Source organism: Mycolicibacterium novocastrense (genome assembly GCF_001570485.1).
GTDB lineage: Bacteria > Actinomycetota > Actinomycetes > Mycobacteriales > Mycobacteriaceae > Mycobacterium > Mycobacterium novocastrense.
The window spans coordinates 1-22,793 of record NZ_BCTA01000105.1; the positions used below are offsets into that span (position 1 = coordinate 1).

Annotated in this window: 21 protein-coding genes and 2 pseudogenes; 9 read left to right on the forward strand and 14 right to left on the reverse strand. The window is 63.2% G+C overall.

The genetic code is table 11. The features are described 5' to 3' along the window. Positions 1–117: 117 nt before the first annotated feature. Positions 118–864: a class I SAM-dependent methyltransferase gene (locus RMCN_RS30210; protein WP_067396902.1), complete on the reverse strand. Its 747-nt coding sequence runs from the start codon at positions 862–864 to the stop codon at positions 118–120. Between the two features lie 106 nt (positions 865–970). On the opposite strand from RMCN_RS30210, the gene RMCN_RS30215 reads away from it, so the two are divergent. The 5 genes from RMCN_RS30215 (at position 971) to RMCN_RS30235 (ending at position 5,241) form a co-directional block, all read left to right on the forward strand. Beyond that, positions 971–1,834 carry a TetR/AcrR family transcriptional regulator gene (locus tag RMCN_RS30215; RefSeq protein ID WP_067396904.1) on the forward strand — a complete coding sequence of 288 codons (864 nt, stop codon included), beginning with the start codon at positions 971–973 and terminating at the stop codon, positions 1,832–1,834. Between the two features lie 44 nt (positions 1,835–1,878). Next, positions 1,879–2,295, forward strand: coding sequence for a nitroreductase family deazaflavin-dependent oxidoreductase (locus RMCN_RS30220; protein WP_308206371.1), 417 nt, complete (start codon positions 1,879–1,881; stop codon positions 2,293–2,295). 383 nt (positions 2,296–2,678) lie between these two features. Then, positions 2,679–3,122, forward strand: a complete 444-nt coding sequence (locus RMCN_RS30225; RefSeq protein ID WP_084377898.1) for a hypothetical protein — start codon at positions 2,679–2,681, stop codon at positions 3,120–3,122. A gap of 11 nt (positions 3,123–3,133) precedes the next feature. Further along, on the forward strand, positions 3,134–4,681 hold the full coding sequence (locus RMCN_RS30230; protein WP_234787845.1) for a multicopper oxidase family protein: 1,548 nt from the start codon (positions 3,134–3,136) through the stop codon (positions 4,679–4,681). A gap of 95 nt (positions 4,682–4,776) precedes the next feature. Further along, complete coding sequence (locus RMCN_RS30235) at positions 4,777–5,241, forward strand: MarR family winged helix-turn-helix transcriptional regulator (RefSeq protein WP_067396909.1); 465 nt, start codon at positions 4,777–4,779, stop codon at positions 5,239–5,241. Positions 5,242–5,321: 80 nt separating this feature from the next. On the opposite strand, the gene RMCN_RS30240 is transcribed toward RMCN_RS30235, so the two are convergent. The 7 genes from RMCN_RS30240 to RMCN_RS30270 form a co-directional block, all read right to left on the reverse strand. After that, a complete protein-coding gene (locus tag RMCN_RS30240; protein WP_201029017.1) occupies positions 5,322–6,821 on the reverse strand; it encodes an MFS transporter in 1,500 nt (499 codons plus the stop codon). A gap of 303 nt (positions 6,822–7,124) precedes the next feature. Beyond that, the gene (locus RMCN_RS32195) at positions 7,125–7,796 is read right to left on the reverse strand and encodes a hypothetical protein (protein WP_067396912.1); all 672 of its coding nucleotides are present in this window, start codon (positions 7,794–7,796) and stop codon (positions 7,125–7,127) included. A 93-nt stretch (positions 7,797–7,889) separates the two neighbouring features. After that, complete coding sequence (locus RMCN_RS30250) at positions 7,890–8,468, reverse strand: TetR/AcrR family transcriptional regulator (RefSeq protein ID WP_234787847.1); 579 nt, start codon at positions 8,466–8,468, stop codon at positions 7,890–7,892. Positions 8,469–8,484: 16 nt separating this feature from the next. Next, positions 8,485–9,408, reverse strand: a complete 924-nt coding sequence (locus tag RMCN_RS30255; RefSeq protein ID WP_067396913.1) for a class I SAM-dependent methyltransferase — start codon at positions 9,406–9,408, stop codon at positions 8,485–8,487. 219 nt (positions 9,409–9,627) lie between these two features. Continuing rightward, complete coding sequence (locus RMCN_RS30260) at positions 9,628–10,071, reverse strand: PPOX class F420-dependent oxidoreductase (protein ID WP_067396915.1); 444 nt, start codon at positions 10,069–10,071, stop codon at positions 9,628–9,630. Beyond that, positions 10,068–10,745 carry a class I SAM-dependent methyltransferase gene (locus RMCN_RS30265; protein WP_067396917.1) on the reverse strand — a complete coding sequence of 226 codons (678 nt, stop codon included), beginning with the start codon at positions 10,743–10,745 and terminating at the stop codon, positions 10,068–10,070. Before RMCN_RS30265 ends, RMCN_RS30260 begins: the two co-directional genes overlap by 4 nt. Before the next feature lie 381 nt (positions 10,746–11,126). Continuing rightward, complete coding sequence (locus tag RMCN_RS30270; protein ID WP_067396976.1) at positions 11,127–11,786, reverse strand: class I SAM-dependent methyltransferase; 660 nt, start codon at positions 11,784–11,786, stop codon at positions 11,127–11,129. A gap of 141 nt (positions 11,787–11,927) precedes the next feature. Between RMCN_RS30270 and RMCN_RS30275 the strand changes: the two genes are divergently transcribed. Continuing rightward, the gene (locus RMCN_RS30275) at positions 11,928–12,527 is read left to right on the forward strand and encodes a TetR/AcrR family transcriptional regulator (protein WP_067396919.1); all 600 of its coding nucleotides are present in this window, start codon (positions 11,928–11,930) and stop codon (positions 12,525–12,527) included. A gap of 20 nt (positions 12,528–12,547) precedes the next feature. Here the strand turns inward: RMCN_RS30275 and RMCN_RS30280 are convergent, their stop codons facing one another. The 3 genes from RMCN_RS30280 to RMCN_RS30290 all read right to left on the reverse strand — a co-directional run bounded on the left by RMCN_RS30280 (position 12,548) and on the right by RMCN_RS30290 (position 16,678). Beyond that, positions 12,548–13,294, reverse strand: a complete 747-nt coding sequence (locus tag RMCN_RS30280) for a class I SAM-dependent methyltransferase (protein ID WP_067396920.1) — start codon at positions 13,292–13,294, stop codon at positions 12,548–12,550. 79 nt (positions 13,295–13,373) lie between these two features. Then, positions 13,374–16,256 (reverse strand): MMPL/RND family transporter, encoded by a 2,883-nt coding sequence (locus tag RMCN_RS30285; protein ID WP_067396922.1) that lies wholly within the window; start codon positions 16,254–16,256, stop codon positions 13,374–13,376. Continuing rightward, a complete protein-coding gene (locus RMCN_RS30290; protein ID WP_067396924.1) occupies positions 16,253–16,678 on the reverse strand; it encodes an MmpS family transport accessory protein in 426 nt (141 codons plus the stop codon). The genes RMCN_RS30285 and RMCN_RS30290 overlap by 4 nt, the downstream gene beginning before the upstream one ends. Before the next feature lie 298 nt (positions 16,679–16,976). Here RMCN_RS30290 and RMCN_RS30295 point away from each other — a divergent pair, with 298 nt between their 5' ends. Continuing rightward, the gene (locus RMCN_RS30295) at positions 16,977–17,732 is read left to right on the forward strand and encodes a TetR/AcrR family transcriptional regulator (protein WP_067396926.1); all 756 of its coding nucleotides are present in this window, start codon (positions 16,977–16,979) and stop codon (positions 17,730–17,732) included. 638 nt (positions 17,733–18,370) lie between these two features. On the opposite strand, the gene RMCN_RS31945 is transcribed toward RMCN_RS30295, so the two are convergent. Beyond that, the gene (locus RMCN_RS31945) at positions 18,371–18,502 is read right to left on the reverse strand and encodes a hypothetical protein (RefSeq protein ID WP_263987653.1); all 132 of its coding nucleotides are present in this window, start codon (positions 18,500–18,502) and stop codon (positions 18,371–18,373) included. Positions 18,503–18,731: 229 nt separating this feature from the next. Here RMCN_RS31945 and istA point away from each other — a divergent pair. Continuing rightward, positions 18,732–20,359, forward strand: a pseudogene (gene istA / locus RMCN_RS30300) (IS21 family transposase). Next, a pseudogene (gene istB, locus RMCN_RS30305) lies at positions 20,356–21,160 on the forward strand (IS21-like element helper ATPase IstB). The pseudogenes istA and istB overlap by 4 nt, the downstream one beginning before the upstream one ends. Here istB and RMCN_RS30310 read toward each other — a convergent pair. Further along, positions 21,153–21,791, reverse strand: coding sequence for a cysteine hydrolase family protein (locus RMCN_RS30310; RefSeq protein WP_234787848.1), 639 nt, complete (start codon positions 21,789–21,791; stop codon positions 21,153–21,155). The pseudogene istB and the gene RMCN_RS30310 overlap by 8 nt on opposite strands. 35 nt (positions 21,792–21,826) lie before the next feature. Beyond that, the gene (locus RMCN_RS30315; protein ID WP_067396929.1) at positions 21,827–22,564 is read right to left on the reverse strand and encodes an MgtC/SapB family protein; all 738 of its coding nucleotides are present in this window, start codon (positions 22,562–22,564) and stop codon (positions 21,827–21,829) included. Positions 22,565–22,793 lie beyond the last annotated feature (229 nt).

Consider the following 22,793-nt stretch of genomic DNA (forward strand, 5'->3'; position numbering starts at 1 on the left):
TCAATTTCCGCTGACGTGATGACGATCGCCACGTGACCGAAATATCAATCAGGAGTGGGCGATTGCGCTTTGGTTCATGTCGCCCCATTCGGCCCTGATCGGGGCGAGCCTGGGTGGCTAGTCGATGCGGGTGGCGACGACCGCCCACGCGGGCATGTGCACGACGTGGTTTTCCAGCATCGGCTCGATGACCGCAAGCCGTTCATGCACCGGCCTCAACCGCTCGGCGAATCCTGCATTCCCGGCGTTGGCGCCCATCGCTGCCAAATCCTTGGCGCTCATGTGGCTCTTGTAGGTGGTCGTTCCGAGGTAGTCGATGCGCCACCCGGCCGACGGCAGGACACGCTGGAAGTTTTCCGCGGTGAGCCCCATACCCGGGAGGCCATTGACGTTGTGCATTCCGAACTCGAACATGAACAGCCGCGCCCCGGGCCTGGTTGCGCGGTGCAACGCGTGTGCATAGGCGGACTGAATGTCCTCGCTGTCGCCGAAGACGTGATAGAAGGCACTGTCAACCACGGTGTCGAACCGGCCTTCCAGCCCATCGAGTTTCGTTGCGTCAGCGACCTGAAAGTCGACCGTGACGCCGGCACGCTCGGCGTTCAGTTGTGCGCGCTCGATGGCCGACGGTGACACGTCGATCCCGGTCGCCGAATATCCCTGCGATGCGTAGTAGATCGCGTTGTGACCCGGTCCGGTCCCGGGGTCGAGAACCTCACCGTTGACAGCGCCACACGCGACCAGGTGTTTCACCGCGGGCTGGGCCTCACCGATGTCCCACGGTGTCAGGGCAGGTAAACCGTCGGCGGTCTGCTTGTCGCTGTAGAGCTTCTCGAAGTTTGCACTGGGAGCACTGTTCGCCATGGGAGACCTCACTTTGTTCGGGGATGGCGGACGTCGCGGCCGGATTCACATATCTGCACCACCCACTAGGTACCGAGTACAGACTAACTATAGTAGTGTGTCAAGCATGAGCGGTGATTCCTCCGTCCACTCGGATCTCGTCGACGCTGCGTTGCGGGTTGCCAAAACCTCCGGGCGCGATGTGGCCGATGTGTCGTTGAACGCCATCGCACGCCAGGCCGGCATCTCCCGCAGCACGCTGCAACGCAGGCTGGGCGGATCCCGCAAGTCCCTCGACGACGCGGTCCGCGCTGCCGGCGTCGATCCCGGCGGCCGCCCACCCGTGCGCGAACGAGCAATCACCGCCGCCGCCACGTTGATCGACGAACACGGCCTCGCCGCCGTCACACTCGAGGCCGTCGCCATTGCGGCCGGATGCTCCGTGCCGAGCATGTACACCACATTTGGCGGGCGTTCCGAACTCCTCCTGGCCATCTTTGAGCGCTACAGCCCGGTCGTGGACACCGAGGACGTACTGGCCGCCTGCGACCATGACGACCTACGCGGCACCGTCCTGGCGCTCTACCGCGAGATGGCCCGCGTACTGTCACGAGAACCGCGCGTCACCCCCGCCATGATCGCCGAAGCCCTTGCGCGGCCACACGCATCCGACATCCAGGCCCTCATCGCGTATCAAACCCCGCGCGTATTCGGGGGCATCGGCGCATGGCTTACCGATCAAGTCGCCGCCGGTCGCCTGCGGGACCTGCCCATGCCGATCCTCCTGCACCAAATGATCGGCCCGTTGACACTGCACCTGCTGCTGCGTCCCGCCTTCAGTCACCTACCTCAGGTCGCCCTACCCGACATCGACCAAGCCTGCGAGATATTCGCCGACACGTTCGTCGCCGCCGTCGGCCAACGAGATAACGACCACGACAGCAGCATCGAATCGAAACCCGTGAATCAACAGACAGGAGCCGAAGCATGACTTTCGAACATCCCCGTGGCACACGGGGCATATCCAGAAACCCCTTGCTCACACCGATATCGAAGTGGTTCAACAAAATCATCGGCAGCCAGATCCGGCGGACCGGCAAGGCATTCGGCACCATGCCCTCACTCATCCTGACCACCATCGGCGCCAAGAGCGGCGCCGAGCGGACCAGCCCCGTCGCCTACTTCCCCGACCGAAACGGCAATTGGCTGATCGTGGCATCCAACGCCGGCGCGAAAACCAACCCCTCCTGGTACCACAACATCGCCGCGAATCCACAGCGTGTTCGCATCGAAGTCGACGGCCACACCCACAACGTCACCGCCGAAGAACTCCACGGCGCCGAACGGGAAGCAGCGTGGAAACGCATCGCCACGGAATCCACACGGTTCGCCGGGTATCAAGACAAGACCGACCGGCAGCTGCCGATCATCCGACTCACCGCGCTCCCGTAGTGGGCCCCAGCCCACACGATTCATTGGTTTCCGACACTGGGAACGACGCATTGCGCGGTCCGCATGCACGGGGTACGGGTAGTTCCCGACTGTGACCTCAAGTGGCGCAGGCCTTGCTGCCCACATGTCCTCCCGCTGTCGGCGTGGCGATAGCAGGCGGGAACCGTATCCATCGCAGCAAAAAATAAACGCTTGTACACTTTCACCGGAAGGCAGCATCGACTACGCGTCCAAGGAAACCATGTTGTCCACATGCCGGTTTTGGGCTGTGGCCGACACCTGTCTCGGCTGATCGCGGTTCTGGGCCCAGGACCGAGCTGGCTTCCACACCACGAAACAAACCGCCGGCTCTCCGTCGGGGCCAGAGAAAGGTTGACCCTACGATGGTTGCTGAACAAGTCGAGCTCAGCGCGACGGCCCATGCCGCATCGCGGTGGCCACACCTGTTGGCCAGATCAGTAACGGCGACGTTGGTCGTGGTGGTTATCGCCCAGTCCGCACTCGCCGGTAATTTTCTTGGTGGGCGCTACGACGCATTGATGTTGCATTCGGTGGGTGCCCGGGTCACCGAGGTGCTCGCCCTCCTACAGATCGTCGCGCTGGTCGCGCTACGTCGAGCCGGAGGCCCGAAATACCTGGTTCCCCTGGCCGTGAGCACCCTCGTCGTGGTGTTGGCGCAGTCAGCGACCGGACTCGAGCGGCTGACGGGCCTGCACATCCCGCTCGGAGTGATGCTGATTCTCGGCATCACTCAATTGACGTTGTCGGTATGGCGGTTGCCGCTACCCACGACCGAAGATCCTCAACGTTCGGTCATACAGCGATGAAACGACGAACCTTGTTGCAGCTGGGTGCTGCAGCGGTGGGAATCGGCGCTATCGGCGCCGGCTTTCCCCATCGGGTACTGGGTTCGGCGGAGCCGGGCCGGCTGCTGCGCAGCCAGGTGCACCTGCCACCGCCCTACCAGGTCCAGCTGCCCGTGCCGGCTGAGTTGCAGCCGGTGCGACAGGACGCCGCTGCTGACTACTACGAGGTGACGCAGAGCGTTGTCGAGCTGCAGATCTTGCCTGGTCTCACAACCCGGGCATGGACCTACGGCGGCAGTTTTCCCGGCCCCACGATTGTGTCGCGGTCTGGCCGACAGGCAGTTGTGCGACACCACAATGCGCTACCCGTTCCGGTCGCGGTGCACCTCCACGGAGGTCACACCCCGGCCGCCCACGATGGGTATCCGCTCGACCTGATCCTTCCGCACGAGGGGATGCCCAACGGAGACATGTCGCATTCCGGCATGTCGCATTCCGGCATGTCCGACCGAGAGATGATGCGCGATACCGTTGTCGGGCAACGCGATTACGTCTATCCGATGAACCAGCGAGCGTCGACATTGTGGTACCACGATCATCGTATGGACCACACCGGCGAATCCGTGTGGCGGGGCCTGGCCGGGTTTCACCTCATTCGTGACGCAGAGGAAGACGCCCTACCGCTGCCGCGGGGCCACCGTGATGTTCCTCTGATGATCGCCGACCGGTCATTTGCCGCCGACGGCTCGTTCCACTATCCGGTCGACAGCGACGGCCGGGTGCTCGCCGACTACATGAATGGTGTTCTGGGCGATGTCATCTTGGTCAACGGTGCGCCGTGGCCAGTCCTGCAGACCGACCCCGCACGGTACCGGCTCCGATTGCTCAATGCCTCCAATGCCCGCCGGTACCGACTCCAACTGGATCCGCCCCCGCCCGACGGCGCCGTGTTCACTCAGATCGGCAGCGATGGCGGACTTCTGGAGCGGCCCGTCCCACACAGTTCCATCGACATTGCCCCGGCCGAACGCTTCGACATCGTGATTGACTTTTCCCGCTACACACCAGGAACGCGCGTCCGCCTGGTCAATCGCCTGGGCGAGGGGCCAACCACCGAAGTGATGCGATTCGACATCGTCGGCCAGGACCGCAGCGACGACTCCTCGGTGCCGCAGCAACTCAGTTCCGGTGTGCAGCCATTACCCGTCGATCAGGTCACTACCACGCGCACCTTCAAGTTCGGCCTTGGCCCAGGTGGACTCTGGTCGATCAACGACGTGGCGTATCAACCGGGTCGGCCGTTGGCCCGACCCCGGTTGGGCGATGTCGAGATCTGGCGGTTCATCACTGATGTACATCATCCAATTCATGTCCACCTCAACCATTTTCAAGTACTATCGCGCAACAATCGCAGCCCGGGACCATACGACAGTGGCTGGAAGGACACCGTCGACGTGCAACCTTCGGAGGCGGTTGAAATCATTACCCGTTTTACCGATTACCACGGGACGTACTTGGTCCACTGCCACAACCTCGAGCATGAAGACATGGCCATGATGGCCGACTTCATCACGGCATGACACAGCCCACCCCGCGCCTGTCGCGGTGCAGCGCCCGGACGGACGAATCGCGCACGCGCGGCGGTGAACGTCACAGCGCGTGTCAGCATAGAAGCATGCGCCAGTTAGTCGATGAGCCGTTGGGTTACCTGCTGTACCGGTTGGTGGCGGTGTTGCGACCGCACCTTGCCGCTGAATTGAGTCCGCTGGGCATCAGCGTGCCTGAGTTCGTTTGCATGCGTATGTTATCCATGACCCCTGGGCTCACGAGTGCCGATATGGCACGCGGTACCAATGTGTCGGCGCAGGCGATGAACCAGGTACTCAACGGGCTTGAAGAACGCGGTGTGGTGACACGACCGCGGCCGACGTCGGCAGGCAAAGCGATGCCGGCGAAACTCACTCGTCAGGGGCAGGCATTGCTCAAGCAGGCGGAATCGGCCGCCCAGTTGGCAGACCAACGGGCCCTGAGCGGATTAGCTCCCGCTAAACAACGCCGGCTCAAACAGCTTCTCGTCGAGGTTGCGGATACCGCAGCGCAAGTGTCACCGTCGCGCAGGAGCACCTCGGCTCGTCAATGACCGCGCGTCGTGGGTTAATCACCTTGTTCCCAAGAAGTCTCAGGTCGACCTTCGCGTCCGGGCTTGGTGGAACTGGTGATCTACATGTGGGTGGCGGTGGCCGCGGGCTGCTGTGGACGAGCATTGATCGCCACGACGGAAACAAGCAAGCCCGCGAGGAAAAACACGGCCGATACCGCAAAGGCTGTGGTGTATCCGTCGGTCAGGGCACTGCTGGCTGACCGGATCAGCGCTGGGTCGTGCACCGCGAGTCCGCGGTAGAGCGCAGAAGCGGCATCGGGCATCCGGTGGTTGGCGACCGAGGTCGCAATGGTGGTCAGTATCGCCAAACCCAATGCACCGCCGACTTGTTGGGAGGTGTTGAGCAGTGCTGACGCAACTCCGGAATCTTGATCGCCCACCTTGCTCACGGCGCCCAGGGTCATCGGTACGAACACCAGCCCCAGCCCGGCCGCAATGACGAACATGGCCGGCATCAAGTGGGCGATGTAGCTTGACTCAGGCTGCAGGGTGCTCAGCCACGTCATTCCGCTCGCGGCGATCACGAGTCCGGTGCCGGCGAGGATCCGCGGTGCCACCCGCGCGACCAGTTTGGAGCTCACCGCGGCTGCGACGCCCATACCGATGCTGAACGGCAAGTACGCCAATCCGGTTCGGACCGGTGTGAGCCCGAGGATCTGTTGCATGTACAGCGACAGGAAGTAGAAGGTTGCGAACATCCCTCCGCCGATGCACAACATCGTGGCGTAGGAACCGGCACGGGACCGCTCACCGAACAACCGCAGCGGCAGCATCGGGTGCGTTGACTTTGTCTGCCACCACAGAAAGCCGCCGAGCAATACCGCTGCAGTGGCGAAACACCCCACCGTCAAGGCATCTGACCACCCATGCTGACCGCCTCGCGTGATGGCGTACACAAACGCCAGCAGGCCACCGGTTCCGGTGATCGCCCCGGGCAGGTCAAGACGTCCCTCATTGCGTCGGCCTTCGGCGAGGGTGACGGTGCCGGCCAAGACGAGCAGGCCGATCGGGATGTTGACGAAGAACACCCAGCGCCAGTTCAAATACTCGGTCAGCACTCCGCCCAGCAGGAGCCCGACTGTGGCACCGAGGCCGGCCATCGCGGCATATACCGCCATCGCCCGGTTCCGCGGCGCCCCTTCCGAGAAATTCACGGCGATCAGGGCGAGCGCGGTCGGCGCCGCGATCGCTCCTCCGATGCCCTGAATGACGCGCGCTGCGATCAGCCATTCCTGTCCGCTGGCACATCCCCCGAGCGTCGAGGCGATGACGAAAAGGGAGATACCGATGCGGAACATCCGCCGCCGGCCATAGAGGTCTCCCGACTTGCCGCCCAGCAGCAGCAACCCGCCGAACGCCAGGGCATACGCATTGACGATCCACGCAAGGTTGGCGGGTGCAACGCCCAGCTCAGTCTGAATACTGGGAAGGGCAATATTGACGATGGTGTTGTCCAACGTCACCATGAGTTGCGCCGCGGCGATGACGATCAACGCCAAGGCGGGATGGACGTTGGTGGCGTTCGCTCGTACCCGACCTGGCGCCATACTCGTGTCCACTGTTCCTACCTTCGAAAAGCTGCCTGATTCGTCAGGGAGCGACGAGACTGGAATGCCGTCGGATGTCGCAAGCTACTTGATACTGAGCAAGTGTGGGACACGGCCATGGCTCTGTGCAACTTCACCTGCCATGCGACTCAGAGCCGGCCACCGAACATCGAGGGACCGCGCGCTGACATCGACGGGCACCACCGGCGGCACGGATGCAATCGAGCGGCTGCGCGCGGGGGTCGGGCCGACACGATGAGAACGTGCCGGCCCGACCTGATGGTGGTATCTCTTCGCTGCGCGATGCAGCGAGTCTCAGTCCTCGGCCAAGACGCGGTGCAAGTCCTTCTTCGCCTCGGTGACGGCGTCCAGAATCTTGGTGCGCGCCTCAGCGAGCTCTGCCTTCTGCTCGTCGGTGCCGGACCAGACGATGGACCTGGCCAGGCCGGCCACCTCGAAGAGCTCCTTACGAATCTTGAACACATCGACGAACTGTGCGGCACGCTTGAAGAACACCGCTGCGGTTTCGCTGGTGACACCCCGCCAGGCCAGCAGATTGCGGCCCAATTCGGTCAACGTGGCCACACCGTCATCGACTGACACCAAGCCACGGGCAGCGAGCAATCCGATAGCGAGTTCAGCGATGTCCGCCGGAGGCGAAAACGCTCCTTCGGTCGCTTGCGACACACGGTCCACGATCTGAGCGGCGTTGGCCGGTCCTTCCAGGAGCACGACCGCCGTGCCGAATGCCGCACGCTTGAACCCCCATCCCGAACCAGGGCCGAAACCGGGCCCACCGAACCCCGGCCCCCCGGGGCCACCGAAACCGCCAAAGCCCGGCCCGCCAAAGCCCGGACCTCCCGGCCCACCGAATCCAGCCGAACCTCCGCATTCAGGTCCACCGAACCCACCAAACCCGGGGCCGCCGAATCCGCCGAATCCCGGCCCGCCAAAACCCGGCCCAGCCGGAAAACCTGCACCAAACATAGTTGTTTCCTTCCCATCGATCGATGCGACGGCCCGGTGCGGGCACGCCTACTCAACCATCAACTTCCTTGATACTTGTGGGAGTAGGTCGTGTCAACAATCGCGGTCCGCGGCGATGCCGCGCTCGAACGTGCGCAGGATCAGAGGTGCGGCAGTGTGCAGGGGCAACCCACATATGCTGACTTCTTGGCATCCGGCGAGAAGCAGTGTGAGAAGCCACCGCTGTACCCATCGAGGTGAGAAGTCCGAGTGGAACACCCCTTCGCGGTGGCCCCGTTGAATCAGGTGGGTCACCCGGCGATGGGTGGGCCGATCCCCAGGGGCGATGTTCTCCAACCCTTTCGGGGCGCCCAGCAGAAAGACAAGATGATCGCCCACGGGCACGAGTGCGAACACCAGCCGCCGCACAGCCTCCAGGGCCGGCCCTTGATCGGTAACCGCCTGGGCGACAACGTCGGTCACAACGGCGGCCGAGTTCATCGCGGCCGCGTGTAAGAGTCGGGTTCGGCTGGGAAAGTAGCGGTGCAACGTCGTGCGGCCGATGCCGGCAACGGCAGTGATCTCATCCAAGGTGGCCGTCGGGTTGGCGGCAAGAGCAGAAGCGGTCGCAGCGAGGATCGCCGCCCGTGTACGTGACCGCGCCGAGGACTCCACGCCGACCTGGCCTGACACGGCCCCCTGGCCGACGCTAGCTTCGCGTGGCCGTGACATATCCCATCACGTTGAACGCTTCCTTCGCATCACCTTCGACAGGTAGTGGAATATTCTGCGCAGCAATCAGTTCGGTGATACTCGTACCCGTAGTGCGCCATCCGCGGGCACTCAGGAAGTCGATGACATCGTTACGGTCACCGGGGTACCAGAGATCATCCATGTCGATGTCGAAACCGTGCCTGCGCCAGCTGTCGATGGCCTCACTCATGCGGCTCTGCAGCGTCGTCACGGTCTGAGCCGCGTTCGCGACATTCTCCGACGCCAGTCGACTGCCTGCGGCGCTCAGCTCGGTGATGTTGTCGAGCAGCTGATCTTGAGCTTGCGGCGGCAGGAACGGCAGCAGTCCCTCAGCGCTCCAGGCCACCGGAAGACTCGGATCGAAACCGGCCGATCGCAGAGCCGTCGGCCAGTCGTTTCGCAGGTCGACAGCGACGGCCCGACGGTCCGCTATCGGGACGGCACCCAGGTCATCGAGCGCCTTGGCTTTGAACTCGAGCACCCTGGGTTGGTCGATCTCGAACACGACAGTGCCCTGTGGCCACGGCAGCCGGTAGGCGCGGGCGTCGAGGCCCGACGCCAGGATGACCACCTGGCGGATCCCGTCGCGCACAGACTGCATGAAGAAGTCGTCGAAGAACCGGGTCCGGACCGCCATCATGTCCCGCATTCTGGCCATCCCGAATTCGACCCCGTCGTCAACGCTGGCCGGGTCGAGTTCACCAGTGGCCAAGCGCGTGAAGAAATCCACCCCGACTGCCCTGACAAGGGGCTCGGCGAACGGATCGTCGATCAGAGGATCCTCACCGCGGCTGGCGAGCGCGCGGCCGACAGCCACACCCGTGGCTGTCGCTCCCACGCTCGTGGCAAGGTCCCAACTGTCATTTTCTGTGCGAGCCATACTCCTCGCCTCCTGACCATTCTAGTTAGCCGGTATAACCAACCTGTCACCGACTGTACGCCTGCAACCTACGCAGTTGCTGGTGGCCGACTGCGCCGAGCGGGCGCGCCGGGATCGCGAACCGCAACGCAGTGGAGCCGGGACACGGTCCGCTATACCTGTTGACATACAGAGCTTTTCGTTATATCTGCGCTCCCTTGCCTCGACCCGACAGGTCCGCTATCGGTTGTCCAGCCTGCGAAAGTTAGGGGGCTCATACGGTGTGGTGTCGATGCCCCATGAACTGATCGTTTCCGGGACGATCTCGACCCACCGTGGCCCGAACCCGGGGGCCAGACGCTCGCCCCCTTCTTCATGGATGTGCGCCTTTCCGCGCACCGCTACGCCACGCGGAGTCCAATCCGGCTCGGTCGCGACATCGTCCACCACGAACGCCACGTACGGGTCCGCCGCGATATGCCTGAAGTAGAGGCGCCTTTGGCCGCGATCGGGCAGATTGTGCGCGCCGATCTCGAGTACCGACTTGCCGACGTCGAGGTGAAATCCGGTAGGGACCACGTGTGGGTGGCCGTGGCTGTCGACTGTCGCCAAACGTCCGAGCTGCTGGGCGTTGAGGTAAGCGATTTCCTTGTCGGTGAACGCTATTGCCTGCCGATCGGTCATCGTGGCTTGTGGGCTGTGAGCAGGAGTCCCGGAATCCTCAGGTGCCCCTCATCGTCTCGATCGACGTGGGCGGGAGGTGTTCCCGGGGCGCCCTGCAGATGTGCTTCGTTGGCATACAGTTTAGCCGGGCGGACGTCGTCAACCGCCCATACCTTCGAGACCGATTCGCGCAGTACGTCTTCGGTGAGTCCGGCAGGACCCGGTTGATCCGAGTGACCGAACGCTTCAGCAGAGAACGCAAGAATGAAGAGTGAGGCTCCGGGCGCCGCAGCGCGCAAGATGCACTGCAGGTAGTCCTGCCGCTTGTCCGGTGGCAATGCGTGGAACAACCCGCTGTCCATGATCGTGTTGAAGCGTGCGTCGTAACCGCCGAATGCGGTGACATCGGCCTGCGCGAAGGTCGTGGTGCGCAGCCCTCGCTGCTGGGCAGCCGACTCCGCGGCCGCGATAGCCGTCGCACTGGCATCCAGGCCAACGACCGTGTACCCACGGGCGGCCAATTCCAGGGAGAGTGCGGCATGACCACAGCCCGAATCCAGCACATCGCTGTGTACCTTGCCAGCGTCAATCAACGCAGCAAGCTCGGGTTGCGGCTGGCCAATACTCCACGGCGGCAGTGTTTCCTGCCGATAAAGACCGTCCCAGTCCATCGCGTCTCGACTCGGGTTCGTCATGGCGTCCTACCTCCTGATCGTTGTGTGGCCTCGCACCGGTCTGCATGGAGCCGACGCTCGAACTCGTCGACGGCGTCGTGAAGTTCATAGGTGCGCTGTATTTCCTCATCGAGGACCTGGAGAGCACTTGCCCGGTCACCCGCGGCGAGCAGCTCATAGAACGATGTCGTGAATGTCGCTGACAGCCCCGCCGGCTCAGGGCTCGCCGGGGCAGGCAGGCCGGCCACCCGGGTAATCCGGTCCCTGTCTGGCTGCCAATGGGCTCTGGAGTGGTGAGGCGTGAGCATATGCTCTACTCCCTTTCGAACGCTCATCGAGCGACGCCCTCGGGGTACCCAGTTTGGCGCGGCGTGCAATGCCCCCAGCGCAGCTCGGTCATCGTCAGCTCTTGTGCGCGAGGAGAAGGTAGCCCGGCATCATCAGCCGACCTTTGTCGTCGCGTTCTACGTCGGTCGTCGGAGCCGGCCCACCCGGCATCTGGACGTCGTTGGCGTAGAGCTTGGCCGGGCGCACCTCGTCGACGACCCACCGGGTGGCCACCGTGTCGCGAAGCTCCTCGGCGGTAAAGCCGTTGGGACCGGGACCGTCGCCGCCGAAGGTCCTTTTGGCGAACGCGAGGATGAACAGTCGCGCGCCCGGAGCCGCTGCCCGATGGATGGCTTCCACGTAGGCCTGACGACGCTCCACCGGCAACGCGTGCAGCAAGCCGCTGTCCATAACCGTGTTGAACCGGCCGTCATACCCCTGGAAGTCGGTGACGTCGGCCTGGGCGAAACTGGCGGTGGTCAAACCCCGTTCCGTTGCCGCCGCGTTCGCGGCGGCCACCGCGGTGGCACTGCCGTCGAGCCCCACGACGGCATAGCCCTGTTCGGCGAGCGCAAGTGAAAGAGCAGCTTCCCCGCACCCGGCGTCCAGGACCTCACTGCGGACCTTCCCCCGTTCGATCAGCGCAGCCAAATCTGGCTGCGGTTCACCAATGCTCCATGGTGGCCGGACTTCCTGTTGATAGACGCTGTCCCAATCCATACGTGGTTCTGTCACCGTCATCTCCTCCGATCGTGGGGTGGGTGCGCGAACGGCCACGTCTCGACCTACTGCCACTGTGCCCGAAATTGGCACCGCTTGTCTACTTTCTCCGACGAGTGGCATCATGACTCGAACCGCTACCGCGAAAGGCCTTTGGTGACAACCGCGCATCAGCTATCCACAACGGGTGCCGAACCGACATCCGCCGCCGAGCGGAAAGGACAACGCACCCGGCGGCGGATCCTCGAAACGGCCCGTTCCGTTTTCGCCGAAGTCGGCTACGAGCGCGCCACAATTCGCACTATCGCCGCGACGGCTGGGGTCGACAAGTCGTCGATCATCAAATACTTCGGCACCAAGCAGGACCTTTTTCACGAAGCCGTGTACTGGGAGATCCCAGCGGCCGACCTCACCACCGAGGACGCTGCCGGAACGGTCGAAAATTACGCGCGCGCAATGCTCACCGCATGGGCGGCCGATCCCAACAGCCCCATGGCCGTGCTGTTGCGGACCAGCATGACCAGCGAGGCGGCTGCCGACATCCTGCGCAAACACATCACGGCCCAGGCGATCGACACGCTGTCAGCCACTGTCGACGCTCCCGATGCACGGCTGCGCACCGCCCTGGTAGGGGCCGTTCTCATGGGAATAGCCAGCCAGCGGTTCATCCTGCACATGCCCGACTTGGTCGACGCCGACATCGAAGACATCCTGAAGCTGATCGCGCCGATGCTCAAATCGTTGATCACCCCGTAGTCGGCTGGCGAGCCCGGCCTCTAGTCGATACGGGTGGCGACGACTGCCCAGACCGGCCAGTGCAGAACGTTGTTCTCGAGTAGAGGTTCGATGACACCGAGACGCTTCCTGACCCGTTGCAGCCGTTCACCGTACGGGCCGCTCGGAGCGTCGGGTACGTGCGCGAAGGCCTCGGCGGTGAAATGGTGCTGGAATGAGGTTGTCCCCAGGTGATCAATGCGCCATCCGGCAGGGGCGAGCACGCGATCGAAGTTGTCAGCGGGCAGCCCCTCTCCGGGCACGCCGTTGAGGTTGAACTGGCCGAACTCGAACATGTACAGCCTCGCCCCCGGATTCGTCACCCGATGCAGCGCGGCCGCGTACGAGCTCTGGGCCGATTCGTCGTCTGCGAACACGTGATAGACCGCACTGTCCACCACAGTGTCGAAACGCTCGTCGAGCCCGTCCAGCGCCGTGATGTCACCTACCCGGAAGTCGACGTCCACCCCCGCACGGTCGGCGTTGAGCTTGGCCCGGTCGATCGCCGCCGGCGAGACGTCGATGCCGGTCACTTGAAATCCTTTGGAAGCGTAGAGGATAGCGTTATGTCCCGGACCTGTGCCGGGATCGAGCACGCGGCCACGCACGGCTCCGTAGGCCACGAGTAACTGCACGGCGGGCTGGGGCCCGCCGATATCCCACGGTGTGAGAGGAGGCAGGCCGTCCACAGTTCCTTCGTCGCGGTAAAGGGCGTCGAAATCTGTCCAGGCCGAGGTGTCGTCCGTCATCGAAGTGAGCTCCTTGTCTTCAATCCGCCAAAACCTGCGCGGCCGCGAGATCCGGGGCAGCCTCGTCAGCTCCGGCCGGTCAGACCGATGTCAATTGTGTTGGCTGAGGCCACGGTTGCGGGGTGGGACGAGTACGCACCATCTGCGGCCACCAGAACCACCTTCCGAGTAGCGCCGCGATGGAGGGAGTCATGAAGGCACGCACCACCAGTGTGTCGAACAGGAGGCCCAGACCGATGGTGGTGCCCACCTGGCTGAGCACTGTCAGCTCACTGACCGACATCCCCATCATGGTGAACGCGAACACCAGCCCGGCGGCGGTCACGACCGACCCGCTACCGCCCATCGTCCGGATGATCCCGGTTTTCACCCCGGCGTGGACCTCCTCCTTGAGCCGCGCTACGACCAGCAGGTTGTAGTCGGCTCCGACGGCCAACAAGATGATGACCGACATGGCCAGCACCATCCAGTGCAGCTCGATACCCAGGAGGTGCTGCCAGATGAGGATGGACAATCCGAAGGCGCTGCCCAGCGACAGCACCACGGTACCCACGATGACCACCGCGGCCACGACAGCTCTCGTGATGATGACCATGATGATGAAGATCAGGCTGAGCGCCGCGATCGCGGCGATCAGCAGATCGTAGCGATTGCCGTCCGACATGTCCTTGAACATTGATGCGGTGCCGGCCATGTAGATCCGGGAGCCTTCCAGCGGTGACCCCTTGATCGCCTTCGCGACGGCGTTCTCGATCGGCTCGACCCGCGAAATGCCTTCGGAAGACATCGGATCACCCTCGTGGGTAACCATAAACCGGATCGCATGTCCGTCGGGAGACAAGAACATGTCCATGCCGCGCTTGAACTCGGCGTTCTGGAAAGCCTCCGGCGGCAGATAGAACGAGTCGTCGTTGCGCGCCTCGTTGAATGCCTCTCCCATGGCGTTCTCGTCGTCCTGCATCGCCGCCTGCTGATCCTGCTGGCCCTTCTGGGTGGCGTACTGAGTCAACAGCATCGTCCGCTGGGTTTTCAGGTTCTCGATCATCGACGGCATCAACGTCACCATTTCCGGCATCAGCGCCGCAAGGCGATGCATGATCGGAGTGAGTTCTTTGAAATCGGCCGTCATCGTGTCGATACCGTCGAGAGTGTCGAACACCGATCGCAGCGCCCAGCACACCGGAATGTCGAAGCAGTGCGGTTCCCAATAGAGATAGTTACGGAACGGCCGGAAAAAGTCGTCGAAATCGGCTATCCCATCACGCAAGTCCTCGATGCTGCCCACCATGGTGTCCATCTTGGAAACCATCTCCTGCATGAGCCCAGCCATCTCAGTCGTGATGGCTGACATCCGCTCCATGTCGGCGATGTTCTTGTCCATATCCTGAGCCTGCTTGAGCGTGTTCGCCAGCAAATTCTCCTGGTACTTCTTGTTGAGCTGGCTGGACACGCCCTGCATGCCCATCTGGTAGGCGAGCGAGGTGTTCTCGATCGGGGTGCCCTGCGGACGGGTGATCGTCTGCACTCGCGCGACACCGTCGACGCCGAAGATCGCCTTTGCGATCCTTTCGATGACGAGGAAGTCGGCCGGATTGCGGAGATCCTGATCGCTTTCGACCATCACCAACTCCGGATTCAATCGGGCAGGGTCGAAATGACGTTCCGCCGCGGCGTACCCTTCGGCTGCCGGGATGTCCTTGGGCAGGTAATTGCGGTCGTTGTAGTTGGTTTCGTACCCCGGCAGGGTGAGCAGGCCGACCAATGCGAGCGCAATCGTGGCGATCAAGATAGGGCCGGGCCAGCGCACCACCGCGGCGCCGATCCTGCGCCATGCCCGCACCCGTAGCTTTCGCTTGGGCTCCAGCAAGCCAAAGCGGCTGGCTACCACCACCATTGCCGAACCCAGGGTCAAGGCCACGGCAACGATCACAACCATGCCGATCGACAGAGGCACAGCAAGCGTCTGGAAGTACGGCAGCCGGGTGAATTGCAGGCAGAACGTCGCACCCGCGATCGTGAGACCCGAACCCAGCACCACATGCGCGGTGCCGTGGAACATCGTGTAGTACGCCTGTTCTCTGCTCTGCCCGTAACCCCGGGCTTCCTGATAGCGGCCGATCAAGAAGATCGCGTAGTCCGTGGCGGCCGCGATACCGAGAGTCACCAGCAGGTTCGTCGCGAACACCGAGAGTCCGATGATCTGGTGGTAGCCGAGGAAAGCCACCACTCCCCGCGCCGCGAACAACGACCCGACGACCATGGCGATCACCAAGAACATCGTGACGATCGAGCGGAAGACAAGCATCAGCATCACGAAGATGATCGTGAACGTCACTGCCTCGATCAGCTTCAAGCTTCGGTCGGCGGCGATCTGCTGATCAGCCATCAGCGCCGCCGGCCCGGTCACATAGGCGGTCACCCCGTCCGGGGCCGGGACACCGGCCACGAGGTCCTGCACCGCCGCTATCGACTCGTTGGCTTCGGCCTCACCCTGGTTTCCCGCGGTATATACCTGAACATAGGCCGCTTTGCCGTCAGGGCTCTGGGCCCCGGTCGCGGTCAGTGGGTCACCCCAGAAGTCCTGCACATGCTCGACGTGTTGGGTGTCGGCCTCGAGCTTGTCAACGATCTCGCCGTAGAAGCGACGGGCTTCGTCACCGAGGGGCTGCTCGCCCTCCAGTACGATCATCGCCGAGCTGTCGGAATTGAATTCCTCGAATACCTTGCCGATGCGCTTCATGGCGATCATCGACGGTGCGTCCTCGGAGCTCATCGAGACCGACTGCTGCTGCCCGACAACTTCCAGCTGCGGCACGGTGATGTTCAGGATGGCGATGATGGCCAGCCAACCTAGGATGATGGGCACCGACAGTCGGCGGATCCACACCGCGAGCCGTCCACGTGCATCCTGTGGGGGTGCCGGCTCCGCATTCGTCCGCGCGCCGCTTACCGATGTGCTCATGCAGATTTCACCAAGCAGAAGGTCTGGGCGGCCATGCCGGTGTAGGTCCTCTCGTCTTTGACTTCCCCGTCAATGCTGACGCGGCAGGTGATGCTGTCCCCGTCGCCCTGCGCGATGATGTTCGGGAATGCTGACGGGTCAGTGGTTTTCAGTGTCAGCGTCCATGGCAGGGAAGCACCGTCCACGCGCTTAGGCCGACTTTCCAGATCCAGATAGTTGATGTCGGCATAGGTTCCGTTGCCGAACACCTCGTACGTCACAACCTTGGGATCGAAGGGCTCGGGATCATTGGCGAAGTTCACCGGCGTCACCCGGGTGCCCTCCGCGCCGAAGTAACCGCGGACTCGGTCGACCACCAACCCTGCGACAACCACCACCGCGACGATGAGCAGCGGAATCCACAACCTTCTCAACACCTTCACCGCAGTCCTCCTAAATTAGGCAACGCTCGTCATCGCGACGATCGGTACGTCCCCGACGACATTGGGGACTGCACCCCGGATCATGCCCAGCTCATCGAACCGGCAAGGCGCGGACCGGGTAGTTCAGCGTTCGCGGCCGCCTGTACGCCGCCTCGGCGTCCGCCGTTCGGGCCCAATGGAAATGGTCCTTTCACTGGCCGTCCACCACGTATGCGGAGTCGGAAGGCGTTCGCACGGTAAACATAGACAAATAAGTGGACCGGGTCAATCCACATAATGTGTGACCTACACTTCGCAGATGGACATCGGCCGACCTCCCCGGCGACCGCTGCGCAAAGACGCTGTCCTCAACCGGCAGCGCATCGTGGAAGCGGCACGCGAGTTGTTCGCAGTGCGTGGTCTAGAGGCCACGCGCAAAGAGGTCGCCCACTACGCCGGAGTAGGCGTGGGCACCGTCTACCGGCGCTTTCCCACCAAGCAATCGCTGGTCGATGCCATTTTCGAGGACGGGATCGACGAGATCACCGCACTGGGCGAAACTGCCCTGAGTATGCCTGACTCGTGGAACGGGTTGGTGTTCTTCGTCGAGGAGATGTGCCAATTGACGGCGCGGGACCAGGGACTCCGGGAGGCTGTGCTCAGTCGCGCCCACGGCGGCGACCGGGTGGAAGCGGCGCGGCTGCGCCTGGACCCGATGGTCGCCAAAGTCGTCGAAAAGGCCAGCGCCGCCGGCTATCTTCGCGCTGATATCGGCGACACCGATCTGCCCCTGGTATCCGTTATCGCCGGTGCTGTCACCGAGTTCGCCGGCGACAGTCGACCCGATTTGTGGCGCCGGTATGTGGCAATCTTCCTCGACGGCCTGCGATCACGGGTTGATCAAGCGCCACTCCCGGTGCCAGCGCTGACCACCGACCAGCATGAAGCGGCGATGCGCAGTTGGCATGCGACCCAACACCGTCCACTGCCTGAGCACCCGTATGACCGCGCGATAGACGAAACCGTTCCCCAACCCGGTGCTCAGCGCCCGGAATCCGTCGAAGATACCGAGTGAAACGTTCAAACGCTCGTTGAAAAGCACCGCCGGCCTGGGACTCGCCGTGGCTGAGGCATACCCGGGGCAGTTTCTGTAGCTGGCGCGCCGGTTCGCCCCTTTCGGTCGTCGGGTTCGACTTCTTTTGACCAGGCCAGAGCGTCCGGATATTGCCCGACCGGCGTGAGAGAAGGGACCGTCGCCTCACACCGGCCATGGCCCGATTTCTCAAGCCATCAGACGTTGGAACTCCAGCCCGCCAGAACTGCAGTGGACACCATGGTCGTCGCATGGTCTGTCGAGACAGCGATGTCCGACCAGGGTCCGACCATTTGCGACACGCCGACCGACCACGAGGGCCAAAACCGTACCCCCTTTGTAAAGATTTCGGTAAAGATTTGTAACCGAATCGAGAAGAGGTGGGAAGCAGGCGGTGCAGCTTCGCCTGTTCGTGAACACACCTGGAAGTTGATCCGGATTCGCCCCGACAACCCAATGATGTTCGTTCTCCCGAGCGGGCTGCCTGCGAGGTACGGCCGTTGCTGATCGCAGCCCCAATGGTTGCTCCGGTGGCGGCACCGGTGGCGGCATCACGGCGCCTCAGCACCGGACGGCGCACCCGCCCACCGTGTTCACGGCACGGCGACGCCGGCAGCGAGTCAGTCGAGCAGCTGCTTGTGTGCGAACAGGGGATTTATGCGAAAAGTGCAGGTCAGCCAGTCGAGCGATTGCTTGGCTGCCGTCGTGTCCACCACCGGCTTCGCACTGCGGCCGGGTACGTCGACGGTCACCGTAGCCCGCGCTAGCCTGCATCGTGGGTTGGGCGGCTGTAGTGAATAGCCCTGCAACACTTCGCCTTAACGACAGGATCAGCCCTGTCTATGGCAGGTTGGTTTGGCCCCGGTAGGACGGTTTGCGGTGGCCCCAGCTGCGGACTCGCCGGTGTGGTTGTGACGGTTTGATCTGGCCCCAGCCCAGTGTTGATCCATCGAACGCAGTTGCGATGGAAAGGGGCCAGGGGTGGAGGGTCGGGTGGAGCAGTTCGCAGCGATTCGCCGGGATTCCCGTGTGGAGGGGTTATCCATCCGGGAGTTGGCGGTCAAGTACCGGGTGCATCGCCGCACGGTGCGCCAAGCGTTGGCCAGTGCGGTGCCGCCGCCACGGAAGACCCCGGCCCGGTCGTCACCAAAGTTGGATCCGTTCAAGTTGGCGATCGATGCGATGTTGGTCGCCGATACGACCGCACCGCGCAAGCAGCGTCATACCGCGCGGCGGATCCTGCACCGGTTGATCGAGGAGTACGGCGCCACGGAGTTGTCGTATTCGACGGTGCGCGATTACGTGCGGGTGCGCCGCGCCCAGATCGATGTCGAGGCCGGTCGACGTGTCGAGGTGTTCGTGCCTCAGGAGCACCCGCCGGGTGCGGAGGCTGAGGTCGACTTCGGTGAGGTGTGGGTGATGCTGGCCGGGGTGAAGACCAAGTGCCACATGTTTGTGTTCTGGTTGGCGCACTCCGGCAAGGCCATCCACCGGGTGTATCCCACCCAGGGCCAAGAAGCGTTCCTGGAGGGCCACATCGAGGCGTTCACTGCGGTCGGCGGTATCCCAACCCGCCATATCCGCTACGACAACTTGACCAGTGCGGTCGCCGCGGTGCTGCATGGAACGACTGATCGGCGTCGCACCGAAAATCAACGTTGGGTTCTGTTCCGATCGCACTTCGGGTTCGACGCGTTCTATTGCCAGCCCGGTATCGCTGGCGCGCACGAAAAGGGCGGTGTGGAGGGGGAAGTGGGCCGGTTCCGGCGCAACCGGCTGACTCCGATGCCCGAAGTGGACTCACTCGCCGAGCTCAATGACCGCATCCGCGGCTGGGAAGCCGAGGACGATGGTCGCCGTATCGCTGACCGGACTCGCACCGTCGGTGAGGATTTCGCGGGTGGATCGCTCGTCGTTGATCACGGTGCGGATGGTCAAGTACTCGGTGCCGGCGTTTCATCGGCCGCAAGGTCCGGGTTTCTCTCAGAGCGAACCAGGTGGTGGTGTTTGACGGACGCACCCCGATCGCGACCCATCCGCGCATCGCCGCCCGCACCGGAAGCTGTGTGCAGCTGGATCACTACTTGGAGGTACTCAAGATCAAGCCCGGCGCGTTGCCCGGATCTACGGCGTTGGCCGCCGCACGGGCCACGGGGACGTTTACCTCGGCGCATGAGGCGTTCTGGGCTGCCGCTCGGCGGGTCAACGGCGATGCCGCGGGCACCCGCGAACTCATCGACGTGCTGCTGCTGCACGGCAGCATGACCGCCAGCGATGTGACCGCCGGCATCGCGGCGGCGTTGAAGGTCGGGGCGGTCAGCGCCGATGTAGTCACGCTTGAAGCTCGTCGGCATGCGGGCACCGGTGGGGCCAGTTCACACGGTCACCTTGCTGCTCACAGTGCCACGCCCGAGCATCGCGTTGTCAGTCTGCCCCAGCGCCGGTTGACCGATCCGGCCGCGGTCATCGCCGGCCTGCCGCCCGATACCCGACCGCTACCCAACGTGGGTGCCTACGACGAGCTGCTGGCCCGACGACGCAACCCCTCCGCCGAAGCGACCGCACCAGCTACCGCCCCAACGATCAGTGAAGAGAGCCACGTGTCATGAGCCGAAGCACCACGACCGTCACCACCACCTTGCGCCGGCAACGCGGTCTGACCGAGCCCGCGGCGCTGGCCGCGATCGACCAGGCCTGCCGACGCCTGCGCCTACCCACCATCCGCGGCGTCCTCGAAGAGGGCCTGGCTGCGGCCAACCGCGAGCAACTCTCGTACCAAGGATTTCTGGCCGAGTTGTTGCTGGCCGAATGCGACGACCGCGACCGGGCGCTCCACCGTGCGCCGTGTCAGAGCTGCCGGGTTCCCACGGCAGAAGTGGTTGGGCGACTTCGACTTCGACGCCAACCTCAACATCAACCCGGCCACCATCCACCAATTGGCCACCGGCGACTGGATCGCCAAAGGCCAACCGCTATGCCTGATCGGCGATTCTGGGACTGGCAAGTCCCATCTGCTCATCGCACTCGGAACTGCCGCGGCCGAGCGTGGCTTCCGGGTCCGCTACACCCTGGCCACCCGGCTGGTCAATGAGCTCGTCGAGGTCGCTGACGACAAGCAGCTCACCAAAACCATCAACCGCTACGGCCGTGTCGACCTGCTGCTGCTCGACGAACTGGGCTACATGGAGCTCGACAAACGCGGTGCCGAGCTGCTGTTTCAGGTGTTGACAGAGCGCGAGGAGAAGAACGCCATCGCCATCGCCAGCAATGAAGCCTTCTCTGGATGGACCAAGACCTTCACCGACCCGCGCTTGTGCGCCGCCATCGTCGACCGGCTGACGTTCGGGGGCACCATCATCGAGACCGGCACCCACTCCTACCGCCTTGCCCACACACGAGCTGCTATGTGATCGCAACAAACAGCCGATCACTGGTCACGATCTGCACACCGATCAAGCCCAGATCAGCCAGACGGTCATCGGTGACTTGGGACGTCGCGTCGGCCACGAGCGCGGTCCGATAGTCGCGTTCGGAAGCATCGAACAACGTCGCGCGCGGACAATCTGGCAAATTGCAGCCAGCAACGACAACGGTATTCACGTCGTACTGGCGAAGAACATCCTCAGCCACGGTGCGGTGAAACACCGACCAACGCGGCTTGAAGATGACGTACTCTCGGGGACCAATCTGCTGAGCCTGCGATGCGCGCAGTGCAGGCCAATCCAACGGCACTGGCCGTCCCAGAAGGCCTGCGACGATATCGGCGCCTACCGTGCCCGGGGCAACTAACCGTTGTCCAGCTTCGATCGACGCTCGCCGGATCAGGTCGACATCGCTACTGCCAGGCTCATAACAGCGCACCGCATGCACAACCGGTCGGTTTCGTTCCCGGAAAGCCTGGGCTACCCGCGCCATCACAGGAACCAACTCGGCAGTCCCCTCGACTGCGCCTGCACCCTCTACGAAGTCGTTCTGCACATCGATCAACACCAGAGCCGATCGATCCCAATCGGGTCGAAGATAGTCCACCGAATAAGTCACTGCGCCATCATCCAAGAGGCCAAACCAAGCGGGTGTTAGTTGGTGTCGTCGTGGAGTTGATCTACTCGTGAGACGCCGTCGATACTGGCCAAGAGGCGGCTGGCGTCGAAGACCCGCGATCCTGACAAGGTCATCGTGATTCCGACGTCGCCCGCTGTCTGCAGGGGCGGGCCGGGGTTTGCTGCGGTGTCGGTGGCCAGCGAGGTTAGGTGCCAGCCCTGGTGATCGCAGACCTCCAGAAGCGTGCGAAGGATTCCGCGGCCATCTTGGTAAATGACGTGTAGCTGAGCTGATCCCGGCATCCGGGTGGTGATCTTGCGTACCAACGGTGCGATCCCGATGACGATGGTGAGGTGCAGGACTGTCACCACGATCGCTAACAGCAGCAGCCCAGCGGCGGCGGCCATACCGATGGCGGCAGATTCCCATATGGCTGCTGCAGTGGTGAGTCCGATGACCGCGCCGCGGCGGGTGATGATGATGCCAGCGCCGAGGAATCCGATTCCGGAGACGATTTGGGCGGCGACTCGGGAAGGGTCGAGGATCACCGCACCAGCGGTGATCACGTCGGCGAACCCGTACTTGCTGACCAATAGGATCAGGGCTGCGGAGGTACCCACGATCGTTTGGGTACGTAAACCGGCACTCTTACCGCGAATTTCGCGTTCCAGTCCGATCAGAGCGGTCAGTCCGAAAGCTGCGACCAACTCGATGATTTGGTGGATTCCTTGTCCGGATCCAGTGAAAAAGCTATCAGCTAACCAGGTAGTCATAGCTTCGACGATAATCAGCAGCCCGCCAACCACAATCGTCGCAATCTTGCTGTGTCAATTCAAACCGCGCAGCGCACACACCCAGAACTACATCTGATGTCGGCCTTCCCGCACGCCGGAATTACCAGTGAACTCCAGCTACGGCGACAGATCACTCGGATTCACGTCTGCCGCCGCTTCACCAAGGATCTTCAACCGACCTCCGTCCAGAGCGACTGACAACTGCACT